Raw genomic sequence first — 16114 nt, forward strand, 5'->3', positions numbered from 1 at the left:
TACCTCCATAGAAAACATTGCTAACCAATTCTTGGAGGATTTATGAAAAACTTATTAATCGCACTTACACTAATCGCAGGACTTTCAACTCAAGCAAAAACTATCTCATACGACGTATTCGCAACTGAGAAAAAAGTTGAGTCTTCTAGAACTGTAAAAGTAAACGTATTTGATTTCAAAATTACTGAAGTTGTAAAATCTAAAAATGTTGTTGTTACTAACTGTAACTCTAATGGTCCAGTTAGAGATAGAGCTCAAACAGGTCTTTGTAGTGAAGTAACACTTACAAAAGTTGAAGTTGCTCAAGTTGTTCTAAGCTATAAGCCATTTGGTACAGCTGACCGTCACGGTGAAGTAAATAACGGAAAAAGAAACGAGTTCGTAGCTTTCAATATCTCTCTAGACGAATTATCAAGCTCTGATGTAGAAATTCTTAAGAACGCTAAGAGATCAGATCGTAAAGATCTAGCTCTAGAAATGTTTGAATTTGAAGTTGTTAGAGAAGGTGCTGTTCATACAATCATTCTTCTTTAATTTTATATGTCCATACCTTGATTTCCCTAAGGTCGAGGTATGGACTTTCTCTTAAAATCGCCAACCAAGTATATGCGCGATCTTATTTCCATGAATCATCTCAATTACTCGACTTTCACTTACTCTTTGTTTTATAAGCTCTTTCTCTAGTTCAACGAGATTCTCTTTTTGAGAAATGAGAGTGGTAAACCAGCGACACTGACTCTTAAACTCAACACTTTCTTGAATCATATTTGTCACAAAGGCTTTTTCGCCACCTTCGCACCAAAGCTCATTGCTTACACCACCGAAATTTGATTTCGCTGAAGGATTATGACCTTTCTTTACTTTATTAACATTTAAGTTCTTAAGCTTTGTGGCCCTCTCTTTATCGGCTTCTTCTTGTGATGAGTAGAAAGGAGGATTACACATTGTAAAATCGAATTTTTCATCATTCTTAATTAGATCGATAAAGATATGATTTGGTGACTTTTGAAAGCGTGCCTTAATATTCTTCTTAAAGCTTGCATTAGACTTAATGATTGTATTGGCATGATTAATGGCCTCTGAGCTGATATCACTGCCAACAAATTTCCAGCCATAGATACTATTACCAAGAATAGGGTAGATACAAGTTGTTCCCGTACCAATATCAAGTCCCTTGATTTTTGGGCCAACTGGAATTTTTGCATCATTGTCTTCGGCCAAAAGATCGGCAATATAATGAATATAGTCCACACGTCCGGGTATCGGTGGAACGAGGTTTCCTTGGGGAACACTCCAATTTTCTACTTTGTAGTAATGAGCTAATAGGGCCTGGTTTAAACATAGGACTGCTCCAGCATCAGAGAAGTTCACGCTCTGATTGCCATACTGGTTCTCTTTGACAAAGCCTGCTAGGGAAGGGAATGATTTAATTAAGGCCTTAAAGTCATAGCCCTTATTGTGAAGATTTCTTTGATGTAATGCTTTATTTTCATTTTTCATTCTTTATTTTTAACATATTTTTAGTTCTTTATAAGAAAAAAGGAATTAGCGAAGAAAATACACAATGTTCAGCTGCTTGCAGATAAGAAATTTTTACTATTTATTTGTTGGAGTTTTTTTTGAAATAGAGTGATGATTGAAAAAATATCTCTTGGAGGTAGATATGCATCGATCATGGGTTGTTGTCGCAAGTAAGTCTAATGCGCGTATTTATGAGCGTAAAAAAAGAAATACACTAAAATTAATCAAGTCTCTTGAGAACCCAAAAATAAAACTTAAAGAAGGGGAAGTCGACTCTGATCGACATGGTTCAATGGCCAATAGTAATGGCCATGGGTATCAGTCATTTACTCCGAAAAAAACGAATAAGAAGCATCGTGAGGAATTATTTGCAAAAGAAATAAATCAATTTCTCAATCAAAATCATAATAAGAATAACTTTGATGATTTAGTTATCGTTGCTGAGAATTCTTTCTTAGGAGTTATTCGAAATAACTTGAATAGTAAGTTAAATAAGCATGTAAGCAATTACTTAAATAAAGATCTAGGAAACTTACCTGATAGCGAGATTGAAAAAATTATGGCCGCGTAGAGGTTTATAATAGTCTTAAGTTGTAAAACATAAGGGCCTTCGATGGCCCTTTTTTATATCCAGATTTTTCTTACCAATAATAGATTTATTGACTTTAGACACTATTGTTAAAACTATTAACATAAGTGTGAATTCTTTGTTTGGTACCTATATTTCAACAATCCCAAGTGTTAAATTTGAAAAAAATAAACAAGGGATTAAATATGAGAAAACTTATCTTAGGTATATGTGTACTTTTATCAATCACAACTATTGCATCAGAAGCAAAGGTTCAAGAAGTAAAAAAAGAAAAGGTTAGTAAAGAAGCATCATCAAAAAATTGTCAAAAAAAGAATGAGGCCGGAATCAAAGAATACCGTAGTGAATTCTTTGGAAAATAAGAAAGAGTTAAATACTTTTTGATTCAATTTTATGCTTAAATAAAAATACTCTGTGAGGTGCTGACTTAGGAGATCGATGTGAAAAAGATTGCAATCGTTCAGCTTCCACCGGTATTTTTAAACTTAACTAAAACAATTGAACAGGCCTGTGACTCAATTTCCGAAGCCGCAGCAAATGGTGCCGACTTAGTGATGTTTCCCGAAGCTTACTTGCCAGGCTATCCTTCATGGGTATGGAGGTTAAGACCTGGTGGTGATATCGGTATGTCTAAAGAATTGCACCACCTTCTTTTCAAGAACTCTGTTGACCTTTCCAAGGGACAACTTTCTGAAATTCAAGAAACAGCTAAGAAAGAAAATGTGACAGTCGCAATTGGTTTCAACGAAATTAATTCTGAAGCTAGCGGCTCAACTCTTTTTAATTCCTATGCCATCATTGGACCTGATGGAAAGATTCTAAACAACCATCGTAAGCTTATCCCAACGAACCCTGAGCGTATGGTTTGGGGTTGGGGAGATGCTCGGGGATTAAATGTTGTTGATACTCCTGCTGGTAAAATTGGCAGCTTAATTTGCTGGGAAAACTATATGCCGCTTTCTCGCTTCAGCTTATACGCTCAAGGTGTAGAAGTTTACCTCGCACCAACCTGGGACTGTGGAGAGTCTTGGGTCGGTACCCTAAGGCATATTGCTCGTGAAGGAGGCTGCTGGGGTGCCGGATGTTCGACTGCAATTCAATGCCGTGATATTCCAGATGATATCCCATTCAAAGACGATGTGTTTCCAGAACCAGATGATTGGTTATCAGATGGGGATGCGGTTTTATTTCGGCCCTTTGGCGGTGCTGTTGCCGGGCCAATGTCACGTGAGAAAGCAATACTCTATGCTGAATACGATCTTGAAGAAGTTATTGATGCTAGACGATCTCTAGATATTGGGGGCCACTACTCTCGGCCAGATATCTTTGATCTAACTGTCGATAAAAGAAAGATGGACGCTTTTCATTTAAGAAAAGCTAGTTAAACGCGTACCTCCTGCGGTGAAAAACGACGAGTAAAACAAAACATAGCAACCCTACGATGGCACCGATTGGTTGTGCTTGCGCTTTTGAAAGATTTACTCCTATAGGCGCAGTAAGGATATAGGATATCGTAACTGCTGTTCCCACGATAGCTGGAAGACTTACAACCCAATGTATGGCCTTGCGATCAAATAGGTATTTTGTTGCCAACCAGAGTACACTCGTTGATAAGAGCATATTTGAAAATGCAAAGTAGCGCCAAATAAGAGAGAAGTCGATTTTTGTCATAAAGTAGGCGATGGTTAGAATTGGAATCGATACGAAGAGTCGATTCTTTATACTTTGGTGAATATTAAAGGCATCTATGATCGTAAGCCTTAGTGAACGAAAGGCAGTATCTCCAGAAGTTATTGGAAAGATCGCTACAGCAAGTACTGCCATAACTCCACCGAGTGTTCCCAAATAGGTTGATGAGATTTGCTTTACAACTAAACCAGGTCCTCCTTGTGCGATGACTGCCTTTAGTTGGACATAGCCTTCTGGGAATGCCGATATCCCTGCTAGGGCCCAAACACAAGCAACGACTCCCTCTGCTAACATGGCGCCATAGTAAACAGGTCTTACATACTTTTCATTCTTAAGACATCTGGCGATGATAGGGGCTTGGGTTGAATGAAAACCACTGATGGCACCACAAGTGATTGTGACAAATAGTAGTGGCCAGACAGGAGGTCCATTAGGATCTCGATTTAATAATTCATAGTTAAGATGTGAATGAGAAAAATAGGCAAAGATATTTTCGATCTTAGGTAGCATTGGCGCATGGAGTATCAAAGCAAAGGCAATTAAGACCGTCATGACAACCATTAAGAGGCCAAAGAGTGGGTAGAATTTTGTAATGATTTTATCGATAGGAAGAAGAGTTGCAAGTAGGTAATAGGCAAGAATAACTAAAACCCAAAAATTATTACTCGCAAAGATTGTGTCCTTAAAGGCATCAAGGTTACTAATTAAACCGGCCGGACTCATAATAAAGACAACACCAACAAAGAAGAGCAGCATTGCTGTAAAGAGTAGCATGATTGCCTTAAAGTATTGATTCAAGTAATGGCCAGCTATTTCAGGCAAGCTCTTTCCATCTTCTTTGATGCTTAGAACTCCTGAGTAGAAATCATGAACAGAGCCTCCAATGATATTTCCAAGCACGATCCAGACGAGTGCGATAGGGCCGTAGATTGCTCCAAGTATTGGCCCGAAAATTGGCCCCACTCCGGCAATATTTAAGAATTGAATGAGAAAGGCCTTGATAGGTGAAACCTCAACGTAGTCAACACCATCTTCAAACTTTGTAACAGGGGTGTCTTTGCTAGGATCAATGCCGGCCTGTTTCTCGACAAAGGGGCCATAGAAGATATAAGCAAGGGCCAGCATCAGTAGGCAAATAAAAAAAATAATCATTTAACACATCCATGGTTAAGATTTTTCTATTCTTAATTATAAGGGGATAAACAGATGTCGTTGGTTAATTCTAAAAGTAAAATTTCTTGAAATTTATGCTAAACTCCAATCTAAGGAAGTTATAATGAATGAATTTATCTATATTGATTACCTTGGAACATTTGCATTTGCTGTTACTGGCGCGTCAGTAGGAGGCAAGTCAAAACTTGATCTCTTTGGAATGCTATTCTTAGCTTTTCTAACTGCAGTTGGAGGCGGGACAGTTCGAGACCTTATTATTGATGAACCTGTTTTTTGGACGCAAAATACAACTTACCTCTATATTATTATCATTGCGACACTTTCAACATTCTTTATGAGAAAGTTCTATGAGCGCCAGAGCTCTCTCTTGCTCTTCCTCGATACACTAGGACTTGGCTTCTTTGTTGTCATCGGAACTCAAAAGACTTTACTACTAGGCTTTAATAATGAGACTGCTCTTCTTATGGGTGTCATCACTGCTGTTTTAGGTGGTATCTTACGCTCTGCCTTTAGTGGGGAACTTTCAATTCTCTACCAAAAAGAATTATATGCAACGGTGGCCGCGATCTCATCTCTCGTTTTTATTCTATTGTCTGACGTTGATCTTGAGCCAATTTTTCCTGCAATAACCGTTATCATAACTACTTTTGTTCTTAGATATGGGGCCATTAAATTCGGTTTAAAACTGCCAACAATGAAAGAGTAAAGCTAGTTCCACTTTGGATAGTGGCCAAGTGATTCATGAACGTAGTAGTCATGGGTTGGGATAATAATGAATCCTTCTTCTTGCATACTCTTTACAATTTTAATTTTCTTTTGGGCCACTTCTTTGTCTGTATCAACAAGCTTAGATGAAATGAATGGTTTATTTTGAATTGGGGAGAGCTGTCTAGTAGTCCAGATAGCATCACCAACAAAGAAGTACTTCTTATTCGCTCCATTTAGAATTAGGCCAAGAGAGCCATGCGTGTGTCCAAATAATGGAACAATGATGACTTTATTATCCCCAAAGACGTCATAGTATTTATCAAATCCAAGATAGCTTTCTTGCTTCCACTTAAATGGTTTCGTCTTTGTTCCTTTAAATTGCGAAGGAAATGTTCTATTGGCAATAGGGTGCTCAATTTCTTCCATTTCTTCAGGGCTTACTAGGGTTGTTGTCGTTGGATAATCAACGAGGCCACTGGCATGATCCCAGTGGGCATGGGATAAAATGATATTTTCAATTTGATAATTATCTTTAAGTTGCTCCTTTATTGAATCGAGTTTGTTATAGGCAAAGAGTGGCCTTGTCCACCAAGACATATCTTTATCAAACTGATGATCGACTTCATTTCCTAAACCTGTCTCAAAAAGAATATACCTTCCCTTATTTTCAATAAGAAAACCTGCGTGATTAACCATCATTGTCTTAAAGAGGCTTCCTTTCTCATATATTAAGGCTTCAAGAGTCTTAGCAGTACCCGTTTGAATAATTGAAAAACGAGGGCCTTCGCTGGCGGCAAATATATTAAGTGCAATTAAGAGAGTGATAAGATATTTCACTTGTTTTCCTTTTTGTTATCAGTTTAGACTAGTATAAACCTTAAACTATACTTTAAGGTCAAGCGTCGGAGAGAAAAAATGAAAATAGGTGATTTATCTAAGCAAACGGGGATACCTTCATCAGCAATACGCTATTATGAGAAGGTTGAATTATTAGTTCCAAGAAGAAGTGGTAATGGTTACCGCGTTTATCCTGAGGAAGCTGTTGATTTACTAAAACTCATTGTTCAGGCCAAGGAACTTGGATTCTCTCTTGCAGAAATTAAGTCGATGGCAAAAGTTCTAGCAACAAGAAAACCAAATGGGCGACTTAGAAAGCAATTAGAAGAAAAGCTGACTCAATTGGATAATCAAATTAAGGTGATTAGAAAGTTTCAAAAGAATATTAGGGGACTTCTGGATTCTAATTGTCCGCTTTAAAAATATCCACAAGCCTGTCCTTATTAGTAAGAAGATCGGCCAGAGTATAGGCATTCAATGCTTCGTAGAATTGGTTTTGCGCTATCATTAGCGCACCTTTTAACTTGCACGCAGGACTAATAATGCAGCCGCCATTACTTCCAAAGCACTCCACAAGGGGAGAGTCTTCTTCTAGTTCACGTACTAAATTTCCAATGACAATTTGATCTGGAGCACTAGACAGAGTGATGCCTCCGCCTTTTCCTTTATACGAGTCAATGATTCCCATTGATGAAAGATTATGAACAACCTTTACTAAGTGATTACGAGAAATCTTATACTTATCTGCAATTTCACCCACAGTAGAGCGTTCATCGCCCTTTGTGGCGATATATAAAAGAACTCTTAGACTGTAATCTGTAAAACTGGCCAAACGCATATTAATTTCCTGTTTACTTTAATACCATTTAAGTCTAGCATACATAATATGTATTTTAGATATATATTAAGGAGATATTATGTCAAAATTATTTGAAAGAATAGGTGGTAGAGATGCTGTTAATGCAGCTGTGGATGTTTTTTATAATAAAGTTTTAGCAGATACACGTATTAAGCACTTCTTTGAGGGGATTGATATGGCCGCACAAAGAAGAAAGCAGATCATGTTCTTAACATATGCTTTTGGTGGCCCAAATACTTATGACGGAAAGGGAATGAGAGAAGCACACGAGGCCCTAGTTGCCCAAGGTCTAAATGATGAGCACTTTGATGCTGTTGTTGAAAACCTTGGTGCTACTTTACAAGAGCTGGGTGTGGCAGATGAGCTAATACAAGAAGCAGCAGCAATTGCTGAGTCGACTAGGGCCGACGTACTTCTTAAATAGGCAGAGAGAAGTGATGGGGTTAAGACCACTATTTTCAATTAGTTTTAGGCCATTTTTTATCATGGCCGGATTAATTGCGGCCCTTAACCCCATTATTTGGGTTTTGACTTATCTGGGACATATTGAAGTTCCAGTCCTTAACTTAAGTTCTCTCTTTTGGCATTCTCATGAAATGCTCTTTGGGTTCACTGGTGCTCTCATTGCTGGGTTTCTACTTACGGCCAGTGCCAATTGGACGGGCTCAAGGCCATATCAAGGAAAGGCCCTCGTTGTTTTACTTCTATTGTGGCTTGTTGAGCGCTTCTCATATTTTTTACCTCTCTCAGGGCCTGCACTACTTATTGCTTTAAATCTTTTCTTTCCAGCGCTTCTACTTATGCTTTTTAGAAAGTTACAAAAATTTCCAAAGCAAAAATATGTCTTTATTCCAATATTATTGGGGTTCACATTTTCTAACTTTTTACATACTTGGGGAAATTTATATTCAGAAGCGGCCATTGCTGATTATGGAAGGGACGTTGCGATTGGCCTAATACGCTTTATTATTCTACTGATAGCTGGAAGAGTCATCCCATTTTTTACGAGAAGTAAAATTCCTAATACTAAGATTGATATTCCTAAGTGGCTTAATCTGCTAAGCTTAGGGTCTGTTCTACTCCTGTCATTTTTTTGGGATCTTATGAACCCATCTGTAGCGTATATTTCAATCCTTATTATTGCAATTATCTCGAACCTTTTTAGACAGCTTTTGTGGCATCCCTTATCAACGAAAAGTATTCCGATTCTCTTTATTCTTCATATTGGGATTGGGTGTATAAATTTAGAGCTGATCTTAAGATTGATTGGAATTTTCGATATACGTATCAGTCATACAAATGCAGCCTTGCACATGCTACTAGCAGGAGGACTAGCGATTGTTGCCATTGGGATAATGACTCGCGTTTCTCTGGGGCATACTGGCCGAAAAATTATAGCGGATTCATGGACGAAGCTTTCTTATTTATTGATTATTGCAGGGGCCTTAACACGTTCTATAATTCCTATGGTTTCATCACAACACTATTTCACTAGCTTGTATTTTGCAGCTGCCTTATGGTGTTTTGGTTTCTTGATCTTTGTTTTGAGGTACTTTGTTATTTTAACTTCAGAAAGGCCAGATGCTAGAGAGTATTAACTGGCCTCTCTCGTTTCAACGATTTCTTCTTCTTTCTCCTTTTCTTCTTTTTTTATTTCCACTAATTTTTCCATGGCCTCTTTTCTCTCATTGTCACCAATATCAGCAGTTCTAGTGCTAATTTCAGTTAACATGTCAGCTCTCCCATAAAGAATGGCCGTATCTCCAGGAGTGATGACATAGTCTTTTGAGGGAAGCCCTAGATACTCACCATTTGCAACTTGAACTCCCAGGACGATAAGGCCTTCTCTTGGTAGAGAGAGTTCTCGAACATTCTTATTGGCAAACCAGTGCTTATCAGAAACATAGACTTCGCCAATGCCAAAGCGATCACCTAGGTGAAGTAAGTTTGCGTAGTCCACGAGTTCGACATTAGAGAGTTTATTGAGATATTTTTTTAGTTTTTTATTGAGCCATTTATTAAAGAAGCTACTCTGAGTTATATAAATAATAATTGAAAATAAGCAGACTGCGATAGCGAAGCGGCTAAGACCTTGAACCGTCGTATCGATATTTACAAATGATAAGATGGCCGTTGAGATAACGGAGATGATTCCCACATTACTAATTGTCATAAGAAAGCTTAGTACGCGTCTTCTTAGTGGGTGATTGACAAGACTCTCGGATTCACTGGTCGTATACCCTGTTCCTGTAAGAGCTGACTTTGCTTGAAATCTTGCAACTTCGTCACTTAGGCCAGTTAAAACTAAGATCTTTGTTGCTACTTTTACAACAGTAATTGATGTAAATAGTATGATCGTTAAAGTTAGTAGGGCCAGCATGATAAACTCCACTTTCCATTATAGAGAAAAACCAGCTAAACTTATCTATAAATGAACTTAAATATACTTAAGGAAGTCTTATGAATTATCTCAAGCTAAAATTGACAGCTCTTTGTTTACTCACACTTTCAACATTGCCAACATGGGCAAGTTGTCCAGACCTTGCTGGTACTTGGGAGGGAATGTGTGATCGCGATGGTACAGTGAAGATGGAAAAACTTCATGTAAGACAGCAAAGTTGTGAGCATATCAATTTTTATGGAATGGATTATAAAATTGGTAGGCCTTATAGTGAACAGTATGAGAATAAATTTGAAAAGACATTTAATGTTCATAATCTCTACTGGGGAGCCGATAGGAAAAGTCTCTATTTCAATGTTGACCGCGTCCAGTGGATGAAGGATCGCAATCAAACTTCTAATGCTCAAGGTGTAGGAGTACTTAAGGTCGAAGGTGAGCAAATGGATTATCTAAGAGTCTATAGTGGACGTAGCCGAGATGGACAATATTTTAAAAAGTCGAGAAAGTGTAGCTTTACTCGTATTTAAAAGTAGTGAGAAAACAAATGAATATTAAAGACCTTTTGAATATTGGAAAAGAAATTGAAGCCCTAAAACCTACGGCCGAAGACTTTTCAAAAGTGTGTACTGAATTTCTCATAAAGTCGAAATTCGATTTTGAGCTTGAAGAGCTAGAGTCATTTATCGCGCAGTGGAGTTTAGAGCAAGAAACTTTGCCAGAACAAGTAAATGTATATAATGGATTTGGACAGCCTCCTGTTACCATCTTTAATAATGGACACTTTGTCGTTGATCTTTATTTTTGGCAGACTCTAGATACTTCTATTCACTCTCACTCTTTCTGTGGTGCTTTTCAAGTCGTAGCAGGGGAGTCAAGACATGAAGTGTTTAAGGTTCATAAGAAAGAAGAGTTCTTTCCTGATATTTATACAAGCCAAATTGAATGTGTAATTGATGAAACTCTTGTAAAGGGTGATATTCGTGAGATTAAAAGAGGACTTGAGTTCTCTCATCGAGTGCTTCATGAACAAAATCCAACAGTAACTCTATGTATTCGCACAGTAAATGATAGGACGCCTCAGTGGCATCACTTTGATAATGGCCTAAGTATTCAAAAACGCTCACCTGAGGCCTGTGATATAAAAAGATTATCTATTTATGACTATCTTTTAACTCGAAATCCACAGCATGGGCTGGCCTATCTTGAAAAGCTTATGGATTCCTTTTCGCCAAGTCTTATTATGAATCTCTATGAGCAACTCTCATATGATCAAATGGGGCTTACTGAAGAAGGTGTAGAAGTCTTCTTTGATAAGGTCGTCGAGAGATTTGGAGAAACACCTTGGTTTAAGGTGTATATGGACTTCTTTAATTAATATCTTTTCGTGCTTGATTATAATGATTAAGTACGGAAAGCTTTCGCTCATACTCCGTGTCCATTAAGCTTGAATTAATGAAGTAATCAGCACTTGTTTGATTACAGGCCATGGGAATATTATAGAGTGTTGCAATTCTTAATAAGGCCTTAATATCTGGATCATGTGCCATGGATTCCAATGGGTCCCAAAAAAAGATCAGCATATCAACGCTACCTTCAACTATGGCACTACCAATTTGAAAGTCTCCACCAATTGGTCCACTTAAGTACTTATGAATATTGATCCCTAGCTTTTCCTCTAAGAGTCTTCCTGTCGTTCCAGTGGCACAAAGGTTGTAATTGACGAGTTTATCTTTGTGTTCCAGAGTCCATTGGATAAGGTCATTCTTTCTACTATCGTGGGCCACAAGGGCGATGGTCTTTTTCTTCATAGTATTATTCTATTCTCACACTTTATTTAAGTAAAGTGAACTTAGTGATCATTAATAGAGTGTTTTCCGAGTTATTCCATGCTAAAAGCTCCTATTAGTTTAAAAAAGTGAGATAAAAGTGAAGAAGACGTTTAAGTTAGTAGACGAAAAGCGCGCTCCAGAAAGAGTTGCGGATAAGATAAAATTTGAAGTTAAGAAATATATTAAAAGAGAGCGCAAGAAGGAATTACCTGAAGGTGCTGACTTTTGGGATTTTGACTGTCGTATTGGTACTTCAGAAGAGGCCGCTAAAGAGATTCACGAGAAAGAGATCAATAAGAATATTGATTTAATGGTTAGTGAAAAAGCCGAGTCTTTCTATCTTGAGATTATGGCAAAGCAGGCCCGCCGTACTCGTCGTTTAGATAAATAGAAAATACTAAGTTCCAGGAACCAGTTAAGGTTCCTGGAGATACCAGGAGTTTTGCCAAGGGATAAATTACGCGACTTGTGGTCCACGTAAGTTACTTGCTAAGCTTTTACTAAATCTTTCTCTTTTCCATGTTAATAATTGCTCATCAATAGCCTCTTCAAGAAGTAGAATTGCATGATATGGGGTATGTGCAACTTTCTTTGCATGAAAGTTCTTGGTATAGGACTTGATACTGAGCTGACCTATGTAATTTGATTCATGCTTTTTGAATTTAAGTTGATAGTGACTATAAATAGGACAGCGATCCATAAGTCTATCCAGTCGTGTTTTAATTTTCTGATACTGCTTTGGCGCTAATTCAATGCCAAATTCTGAAAATGAAGGTTTTGAAAAATCACATAAATTAGTTTTCTTAAACATAAAGTCTCCTTGATACGGTTTGTAGTAAAAAAGATTCTTTAGAGGTTGAAAAATTAAATATTTACCTCTCGTGATAAAATAATGGTAGCAAAAAAAGTAGTGTCAATGCTAGCTAGGAATTTTTTTTATTTTTGTCTATAACCAGCTTGGTGGGCGATCGGCTTTTGCATAGCTTAGACGACCTAATGGGACTGTGCTAAAGTAAGAGTCTAAACCAGATACACAAATTGTTCCCGCCTTATGAATATCGATATGACCATCTTCTTCGAGGCAATCTTGTGGCAAGTGTACACTTTTAATTTCTCCAATTAAAAAATGAGTACCATTCTCCTCAATTTTAATTTCACGCACAAATTTAATGGCCATCTTTATATTTGCTTCTAAGACAAAGGGTGCAAGGAAGTCGTCTTTATACTCTTCACTTAGGTCACAGGCATCAAACTCACTTTGGTCTTGAGGATAGCGAGCACTCGTTTGATGGGCCTTTTCGACTATTGATTTATTAACATGATTAATTGTGAAGAAACCATTTTCTCGAATATTCTCTAGTGTATCTCTTCTGGCGATATCAGGTCTAATAACGAGTCCAATAAGTGCAGGGGATGCGCCTAGATGAACGAGGGAACTAATAATCGATAGGTTTGTTTGTCCTTCATTATTGATTGTTCCTACAAGATTCGCTGACTTAAAACCAGATAAAGCATTAATGAATTTTATTCTTTTTCTTTCATCAAAGTTTTTAAAGTCAGTGTCTTTAATTGTTGTCGTTACCATGGAATTTCTCCGCCGTCCCAAGATAGAAACTTTCCAGTTTCACTAAGTTCTCTATTATTTATAATATTAAGTATATTGGAAGCGGTTTCATGTGTCTCGTGAATTATATAGGAGGTTCTATCAATAAATGGTTCTGACAAGTCTGTTCTAGTAGTCCCTGGGTGAATGGCAAGAACAAGACACTTCTTTCTCTTTCTTTCGAATTCAATGGCAATATTTTTTATAAGCATATTGAGAGCAGCTTTTGAAGCGCGATAGCTATACCAACCACCAATTTTATTATCTTCGATACTTCCTACTTTTGCCGAAACTGTAGCAAAGAGGCCAGGAGAGTCGCTTAAGTTCCTTTCAAGGTACTTTGCTAGCAGTGGAGTGACTATGGCATTAACTCTTATGAGTTCAAGAAAGGTATCAGGATCAAATTCACGTAAAGCTTTTTCCGGGGAGATTTTTTTTGTATGAAGAAGGCCTACGCTGTTAATTATTAAATCAAAGGAGCTATCAGTATGCTCTTGGGCAAAGGCACTTATCTGTTCTTCTTTTGTTGGATTCAGTTCTATTACCTCAAGTCTTGTTGGAAATTGTTTCTTTAGGTCTAATAACTCTAAGGCATGACCTTTTCTTCGATAAGTTGCCTTTATAGAGATACCTGAGTAATTCTCTAGCAAATTTTGCACTATCCCAAGTCCAATTCCATGGCCAGCTCCAATAATTAGAGCGTGCTGACAATTATTGAGTCGAAAATTCATCCTTTCTCCTTTAGTTAATGCTAGAATAAGAAGGCCAATGAAGAAAATAAATAAAATAAAAAATAAGTTCATTTCAAGACAAGTCGGCGTTGCAAAGCTTGCCCTCAAGATGGGAAAGGACGTTTGGTCTAAACGCAATGAAGATTTAAAAAATAAATTGAGTGGCGGTATTGGGCCTCATGTTGAACTCATTGTAAATGAGTTAGGGGTGATGAAGGGCTCTTTAATGAAGGCCGGACAACTTCTATCAACTTATGCAAGTGCATTTCTTCCTCCTGAGGCGCAAAAAGTTTTAAAACAATTAGAGAGTCAGTCCTACTATTTAGAGTGGGATCAAATCAAAGAACAGCTACCGAAAGAGTTCTTAGAAGAACTTGATATTCAAGAGAAACCAATAGCAGCGGCAAGCCTCGGGCAAGTTCACCTGGCACACTTTAACGGAATTGATTATGCCATGAAGATTCAGTACAAGGGTGTACGTAAGGCCATCAAGAATGATGTGAAGGCGTTAAAGATGTTAATGAAGCTTTTGAATGTCATTCCCAAGGAAGTGGATTTAAAAGAAATTTATTCTGAAATTGAAGAAATGCTCTTTCTTGAAACTGATTACCAGGCAGAGGCCAAGTCAATAAATGAGTTTCGTGAAATGCTCAAGGATTATCCACAATACAAAATTCCTGAAGTTTTGGAAGACTTTAGTAATGAGCGAGTTTTAACGATGGAATATCTCGAAGGTCATAGCTTAAGAGAGATCGATCAATTGAACTTATCTCAAGAAGATCGAGATGAACTTGGAAGAGACTTTATGAGACTGATGTTCTTAGAGCTTTTTCAATTCAAAAAAGTACAGACTGATGTTCATATGGGAAATTATATTCTACTACCAAATAATCGTTGGGGCCTAATCGACTTTGGTGCCTCAAAAACTCCACCAGATAATTTCTTAAAAGGTTATCGGACTCTAATCATTGCCTGTGCAAATCTTGACCGCGAACTATTCTTTTCAAATCTTTATGAGATGGAGTACCTATCAAAGAGTAAGAAAACTAATGAAGACTTCTTTTGGGAATATGCCAAAGTTATTGCAGCACCTTTTCAGGGTGGGGTCTATGACTGGGGGAGCTCAAATGTTGCGGACAAGGTCATGGAGATGGCGCCTCTGCTAATGAAAGAAGTAGCTGTCGGTAACCCTTCAAGGCATACCGTTTTCCTCGATCGCAAGATTGGTGGGGTCTTCTTTGTTCTACAAAAGCTTGGAGCACGTTTTGATGTGCGAGCATTACTTGATGAATGCTTATAATTTTTGTGCGGCCTTAATTAGCTTCTCATTAAAGAGTTTAATATGCTCTCTTTGATACTCCCATTGATGTAGAAAAAGTGAAACGCTAAAATCCTTAGAGGGATTAAGTTGTACAAATTTTCTCTTTTTCATTTCTTTTTCCATATCAATAAAGGGCAGGAGCCCATAGCCATATCCTCCAAGGATTGCTTTTTTAAAGCTTGAAACAGATGGCATAAGGTTAATTTTTGTCAGCTTATCGACTTTAAAGTTTTCTTTTAGATAAGTGTGTTGGGCCTTATCATACTTATCAAAGACGACAAGAGGAGCTTCTGAAAGAGTTTTCTTGTTCACACCTTCACTAAAATATTCTTTATAGAACTTCTTCGAACAAACAAGAGAGTAGACCATATCTCCAAGGTGAGTGGATGTGTGATTAGGAAGTGGCTTCTTCTCAGAGCTAATACACATATCAACCTGACCACTCTTTAAGTACTTCAGTGTATTGTCTTGGTCATCAGCAATAATTTGTAGTGTTAAAACTTGTGAGACTTTGCTGTCTGTTAAGACATCGTGAAAGAAGAGATCCAGACTGTCGCGGTTCATGGCGATCTTTAGTGTTGGCTTTGCCTTTTTGATGTCGTCATCTTCTAGCATCTCATTCTCTAAGCTTGTCACCTTACGTAAGAGATTTAAATAAGACTTTCCTTTTTCTGTTGCACGGTAGGGTGTCTTTCGAATTAGTAATTTTGTCCCGAGGAAAGATTCAAAGTTTTGAATACGTTGAGTCACTGCTGACTGTGAGATGCCAATGGCCTTAGAGGCAAGCTCAAAGCTTTGATATTCAATGACGGCCTGTAAGGCCCTTAGTGCATGGTAATCAATCATTATTTAC

Annotated in this window: 22 protein-coding genes; 12 read left to right on the forward strand and 10 right to left on the reverse strand. The window is 37.7% G+C overall.

Going from position 1 to position 16114, the window contains the following annotated elements:
* The first annotated feature begins 42 nt into the window (after positions 1–42).
* Positions 43–534 (forward strand): hypothetical protein, encoded by a 492-nt coding sequence (locus ABMA78_RS09220; RefSeq protein WP_392859289.1) that lies wholly within the window; start codon positions 43–45, stop codon positions 532–534.
* A 51-nt stretch (positions 535–585) separates the two neighbouring features.
* Here the strand turns inward: ABMA78_RS09220 and rlmF are convergent, their stop codons facing one another.
* Positions 586–1500, reverse strand: a complete 915-nt coding sequence (gene rlmF / locus ABMA78_RS09225; protein ID WP_392859291.1) for a 23S rRNA (adenine(1618)-N(6))-methyltransferase RlmF — start codon at positions 1498–1500, stop codon at positions 586–588.
* A gap of 163 nt (positions 1501–1663) precedes the next feature.
* Here rlmF and ABMA78_RS09230 point away from each other — a divergent pair, with 163 nt between their 5' ends.
* The 3 genes from ABMA78_RS09230 (at position 1664) to ABMA78_RS09240 (ending at position 3495) form a co-directional block, all read left to right on the forward strand.
* On the forward strand, positions 1664–2092 hold the full coding sequence (locus tag ABMA78_RS09230; RefSeq protein WP_392859294.1) for a host attachment protein: 429 nt from the start codon (positions 1664–1666) through the stop codon (positions 2090–2092).
* Positions 2093–2295: 203 nt separating this feature from the next.
* Entirely contained in the window at positions 2296–2472 is a 177-nt protein-coding gene (locus tag ABMA78_RS09235; RefSeq protein ID WP_392859296.1) for a hypothetical protein, read from the forward strand.
* A gap of 78 nt (positions 2473–2550) precedes the next feature.
* Complete coding sequence (locus ABMA78_RS09240) at positions 2551–3495, forward strand: carbon-nitrogen hydrolase family protein (RefSeq protein WP_392859298.1); 945 nt, start codon at positions 2551–2553, stop codon at positions 3493–3495.
* On the opposite strand, the gene ABMA78_RS09245 is transcribed toward ABMA78_RS09240, so the two are convergent.
* Positions 3488–4951 carry a carbon starvation protein A gene (locus ABMA78_RS09245; protein ID WP_392859300.1) on the reverse strand — a complete coding sequence of 488 codons (1464 nt, stop codon included), beginning with the start codon at positions 4949–4951 and terminating at the stop codon, positions 3488–3490. The genes ABMA78_RS09240 and ABMA78_RS09245 overlap by 8 nt on opposite strands.
* A 124-nt stretch (positions 4952–5075) precedes the next feature.
* Between ABMA78_RS09245 and ABMA78_RS09250 the strand changes: the two genes are divergently transcribed.
* Positions 5076–5678 carry a trimeric intracellular cation channel family protein gene (locus ABMA78_RS09250; protein WP_392859303.1) on the forward strand — a complete coding sequence of 201 codons (603 nt, stop codon included), beginning with the start codon at positions 5076–5078 and terminating at the stop codon, positions 5676–5678.
* A 2-nt stretch (positions 5679–5680) separates the two neighbouring features.
* On the opposite strand, the gene ABMA78_RS09255 is transcribed toward ABMA78_RS09250, so the two are convergent.
* On the reverse strand, positions 5681–6517 hold the full coding sequence (locus ABMA78_RS09255; protein ID WP_392859305.1) for an MBL fold metallo-hydrolase: 837 nt from the start codon (positions 6515–6517) through the stop codon (positions 5681–5683).
* 78 nt (positions 6518–6595) lie between these two features.
* On the opposite strand from ABMA78_RS09255, the gene ABMA78_RS09260 reads away from it, so the two are divergent.
* Positions 6596–6937, forward strand: a complete 342-nt coding sequence (locus ABMA78_RS09260; protein ID WP_392859307.1) for a MerR family transcriptional regulator — start codon at positions 6596–6598, stop codon at positions 6935–6937.
* Here ABMA78_RS09260 and ABMA78_RS09265 read toward each other — a convergent pair.
* A complete protein-coding gene (locus ABMA78_RS09265; RefSeq protein WP_392859310.1) occupies positions 6921–7355 on the reverse strand; it encodes an RrF2 family transcriptional regulator in 435 nt (144 codons plus the stop codon). The genes ABMA78_RS09260 and ABMA78_RS09265 overlap by 17 nt on opposite strands.
* Positions 7356–7434: 79 nt before the next feature.
* Here ABMA78_RS09265 and ABMA78_RS09270 point away from each other — a divergent pair, with 79 nt between their 5' ends.
* Together ABMA78_RS09270 and ABMA78_RS09275 are read left to right on the forward strand one after the other, a co-directional pair.
* A complete protein-coding gene (locus ABMA78_RS09270) occupies positions 7435–7800 on the forward strand; it encodes a group 1 truncated hemoglobin (protein WP_392859312.1) in 366 nt (121 codons plus the stop codon).
* Positions 7801–7813: 13 nt separating this feature from the next.
* Complete coding sequence (locus ABMA78_RS09275; RefSeq protein ID WP_392859314.1) at positions 7814–8974, forward strand: NnrS family protein; 1161 nt, start codon at positions 7814–7816, stop codon at positions 8972–8974.
* Here the strand turns inward: ABMA78_RS09275 and ABMA78_RS09280 are convergent.
* The gene (locus tag ABMA78_RS09280) at positions 8971–9756 is read right to left on the reverse strand and encodes a TrkA C-terminal domain-containing protein (RefSeq protein ID WP_392859317.1); all 786 of its coding nucleotides are present in this window, start codon (positions 9754–9756) and stop codon (positions 8971–8973) included. The genes ABMA78_RS09275 and ABMA78_RS09280 overlap by 4 nt on opposite strands.
* 80 nt (positions 9757–9836) lie before the next feature.
* Between ABMA78_RS09280 and ABMA78_RS09285 the strand changes: the two genes are divergently transcribed.
* Positions 9837–10304 (forward strand): hypothetical protein, encoded by a 468-nt coding sequence (locus tag ABMA78_RS09285; RefSeq protein ID WP_392859320.1) that lies wholly within the window; start codon positions 9837–9839, stop codon positions 10302–10304.
* Positions 10305–10321: 17 nt separating this feature from the next.
* A complete protein-coding gene (locus tag ABMA78_RS09290; RefSeq protein ID WP_392859322.1) occupies positions 10322–11152 on the forward strand; it encodes a hypothetical protein in 831 nt (276 codons plus the stop codon).
* Here the strand turns inward: ABMA78_RS09290 and ABMA78_RS09295 are convergent.
* Complete coding sequence (locus ABMA78_RS09295; protein ID WP_392859325.1) at positions 11145–11585, reverse strand: methylglyoxal synthase; 441 nt, start codon at positions 11583–11585, stop codon at positions 11145–11147. The two genes, ABMA78_RS09290 and ABMA78_RS09295, sit on opposite strands and share 8 nt — an antisense overlap.
* A 118-nt stretch (positions 11586–11703) precedes the next feature.
* Between ABMA78_RS09295 and ABMA78_RS09300 the strand changes: the two genes are divergently transcribed.
* Positions 11704–11997 (forward strand): DUF6172 family protein, encoded by a 294-nt coding sequence (locus tag ABMA78_RS09300; RefSeq protein ID WP_392859327.1) that lies wholly within the window; start codon positions 11704–11706, stop codon positions 11995–11997.
* A gap of 66 nt (positions 11998–12063) precedes the next feature.
* Here ABMA78_RS09300 and ABMA78_RS09305 read toward each other — a convergent pair whose 3' ends face one another.
* The 3 genes from ABMA78_RS09305 to ABMA78_RS09315 form a co-directional block, all read right to left on the reverse strand.
* On the reverse strand, positions 12064–12417 hold the full coding sequence (locus tag ABMA78_RS09305) for a hypothetical protein (protein ID WP_392859329.1): 354 nt from the start codon (positions 12415–12417) through the stop codon (positions 12064–12066).
* A gap of 135 nt (positions 12418–12552) precedes the next feature.
* Positions 12553–13191: a flavin reductase family protein gene (locus ABMA78_RS09310; RefSeq protein WP_392859332.1), complete on the reverse strand. Its 639-nt coding sequence runs from the start codon at positions 13189–13191 to the stop codon at positions 12553–12555.
* Positions 13185–13940: an SDR family NAD(P)-dependent oxidoreductase gene (locus ABMA78_RS09315; RefSeq protein WP_392859334.1), complete on the reverse strand. Its 756-nt coding sequence runs from the start codon at positions 13938–13940 to the stop codon at positions 13185–13187. The genes ABMA78_RS09310 and ABMA78_RS09315 overlap by 7 nt, the downstream gene beginning before the upstream one ends.
* A gap of 37 nt (positions 13941–13977) precedes the next feature.
* Between ABMA78_RS09315 and ABMA78_RS09320 the strand changes: the two genes are divergently transcribed.
* Positions 13978–15240: an ABC1 kinase family protein gene (locus ABMA78_RS09320; RefSeq protein ID WP_392859337.1), complete on the forward strand. Its 1263-nt coding sequence runs from the start codon at positions 13978–13980 to the stop codon at positions 15238–15240.
* On the opposite strand, the gene ABMA78_RS09325 is transcribed toward ABMA78_RS09320, so the two are convergent.
* Positions 15235–16107 carry an ArgP/LysG family DNA-binding transcriptional regulator gene (locus ABMA78_RS09325; protein WP_392859338.1) on the reverse strand — a complete coding sequence of 291 codons (873 nt, stop codon included), beginning with the start codon at positions 16105–16107 and terminating at the stop codon, positions 15235–15237. The two genes, ABMA78_RS09320 and ABMA78_RS09325, sit on opposite strands and share 6 nt — an antisense overlap.
* Positions 16108–16114: the final 7 nt, after the last annotated feature.

It is taken from the genome of Halobacteriovorax sp. RZ-2 (assembly GCF_043196685.1).
Lineage (GTDB): Bacteria > Bdellovibrionota > Bacteriovoracia > Bacteriovoracales > Bacteriovoracaceae > Halobacteriovorax_A.

Bases quoted from the DNA above. Each gene is read 5' to 3' on its own strand.
- ABMA78_RS09245 (WP_392859300.1), bottom strand. From the start codon at position 4,951: ATGATTATTTTTTTTATTTGCCTACTGATGCTGGCCCTTGCTTATATC.
- ABMA78_RS09325 (WP_392859338.1), bottom strand. From the start codon at position 16,107: ATGATTGATTACCATGCACTAAGGGCCTTACAGGCCGTCATTGAATAT.
- ABMA78_RS09235 (WP_392859296.1), top strand. From the start codon at position 2,296: ATGAGAAAACTTATCTTAGGTATATGTGTACTTTTATCAATCACAACT.
- ABMA78_RS09285 (WP_392859320.1), top strand. From the start codon at position 9,837: ATGAATTATCTCAAGCTAAAATTGACAGCTCTTTGTTTACTCACACTT.
- ABMA78_RS09305 (WP_392859329.1), bottom strand. From the start codon at position 12,417: ATGTTTAAGAAAACTAATTTATGTGATTTTTCAAAACCTTCATTTTCA.
- ABMA78_RS09315 (WP_392859334.1), bottom strand. From the start codon at position 13,940: ATGAATTTTCGACTCAATAATTGTCAGCACGCTCTAATTATTGGAGCT.
- rlmF (WP_392859291.1), bottom strand. From the start codon at position 1,500: ATGAAAAATGAAAATAAAGCATTACATCAAAGAAATCTTCACAATAAG.
- ABMA78_RS09310 (WP_392859332.1), bottom strand. From the start codon at position 13,191: ATGGTAACGACAACAATTAAAGACACTGACTTTAAAAACTTTGATGAA.
- ABMA78_RS09250 (WP_392859303.1), top strand. From the start codon at position 5,076: ATGAATGAATTTATCTATATTGATTACCTTGGAACATTTGCATTTGCT.
- ABMA78_RS09230 (WP_392859294.1), top strand. From the start codon at position 1,664: ATGCATCGATCATGGGTTGTTGTCGCAAGTAAGTCTAATGCGCGTATT.
- ABMA78_RS09295 (WP_392859325.1), bottom strand. From the start codon at position 11,585: ATGAAGAAAAAGACCATCGCCCTTGTGGCCCACGATAGTAGAAAGAAT.
- ABMA78_RS09260 (WP_392859307.1), top strand. From the start codon at position 6,596: ATGAAAATAGGTGATTTATCTAAGCAAACGGGGATACCTTCATCAGCA.
- ABMA78_RS09280 (WP_392859317.1), bottom strand. From the start codon at position 9,756: ATGCTGGCCCTACTAACTTTAACGATCATACTATTTACATCAATTACT.
- ABMA78_RS09270 (WP_392859312.1), top strand. From the start codon at position 7,435: ATGTCAAAATTATTTGAAAGAATAGGTGGTAGAGATGCTGTTAATGCA.
- ABMA78_RS09265 (WP_392859310.1), bottom strand. From the start codon at position 7,355: ATGCGTTTGGCCAGTTTTACAGATTACAGTCTAAGAGTTCTTTTATAT.
- ABMA78_RS09220 (WP_392859289.1), top strand. From the start codon at position 43: ATGAAAAACTTATTAATCGCACTTACACTAATCGCAGGACTTTCAACT.
- ABMA78_RS09290 (WP_392859322.1), top strand. From the start codon at position 10,322: ATGAATATTAAAGACCTTTTGAATATTGGAAAAGAAATTGAAGCCCTA.
- ABMA78_RS09275 (WP_392859314.1), top strand. From the start codon at position 7,814: ATGGGGTTAAGACCACTATTTTCAATTAGTTTTAGGCCATTTTTTATC.
- ABMA78_RS09320 (WP_392859337.1), top strand. From the start codon at position 13,978: ATGAAGAAAATAAATAAAATAAAAAATAAGTTCATTTCAAGACAAGTC.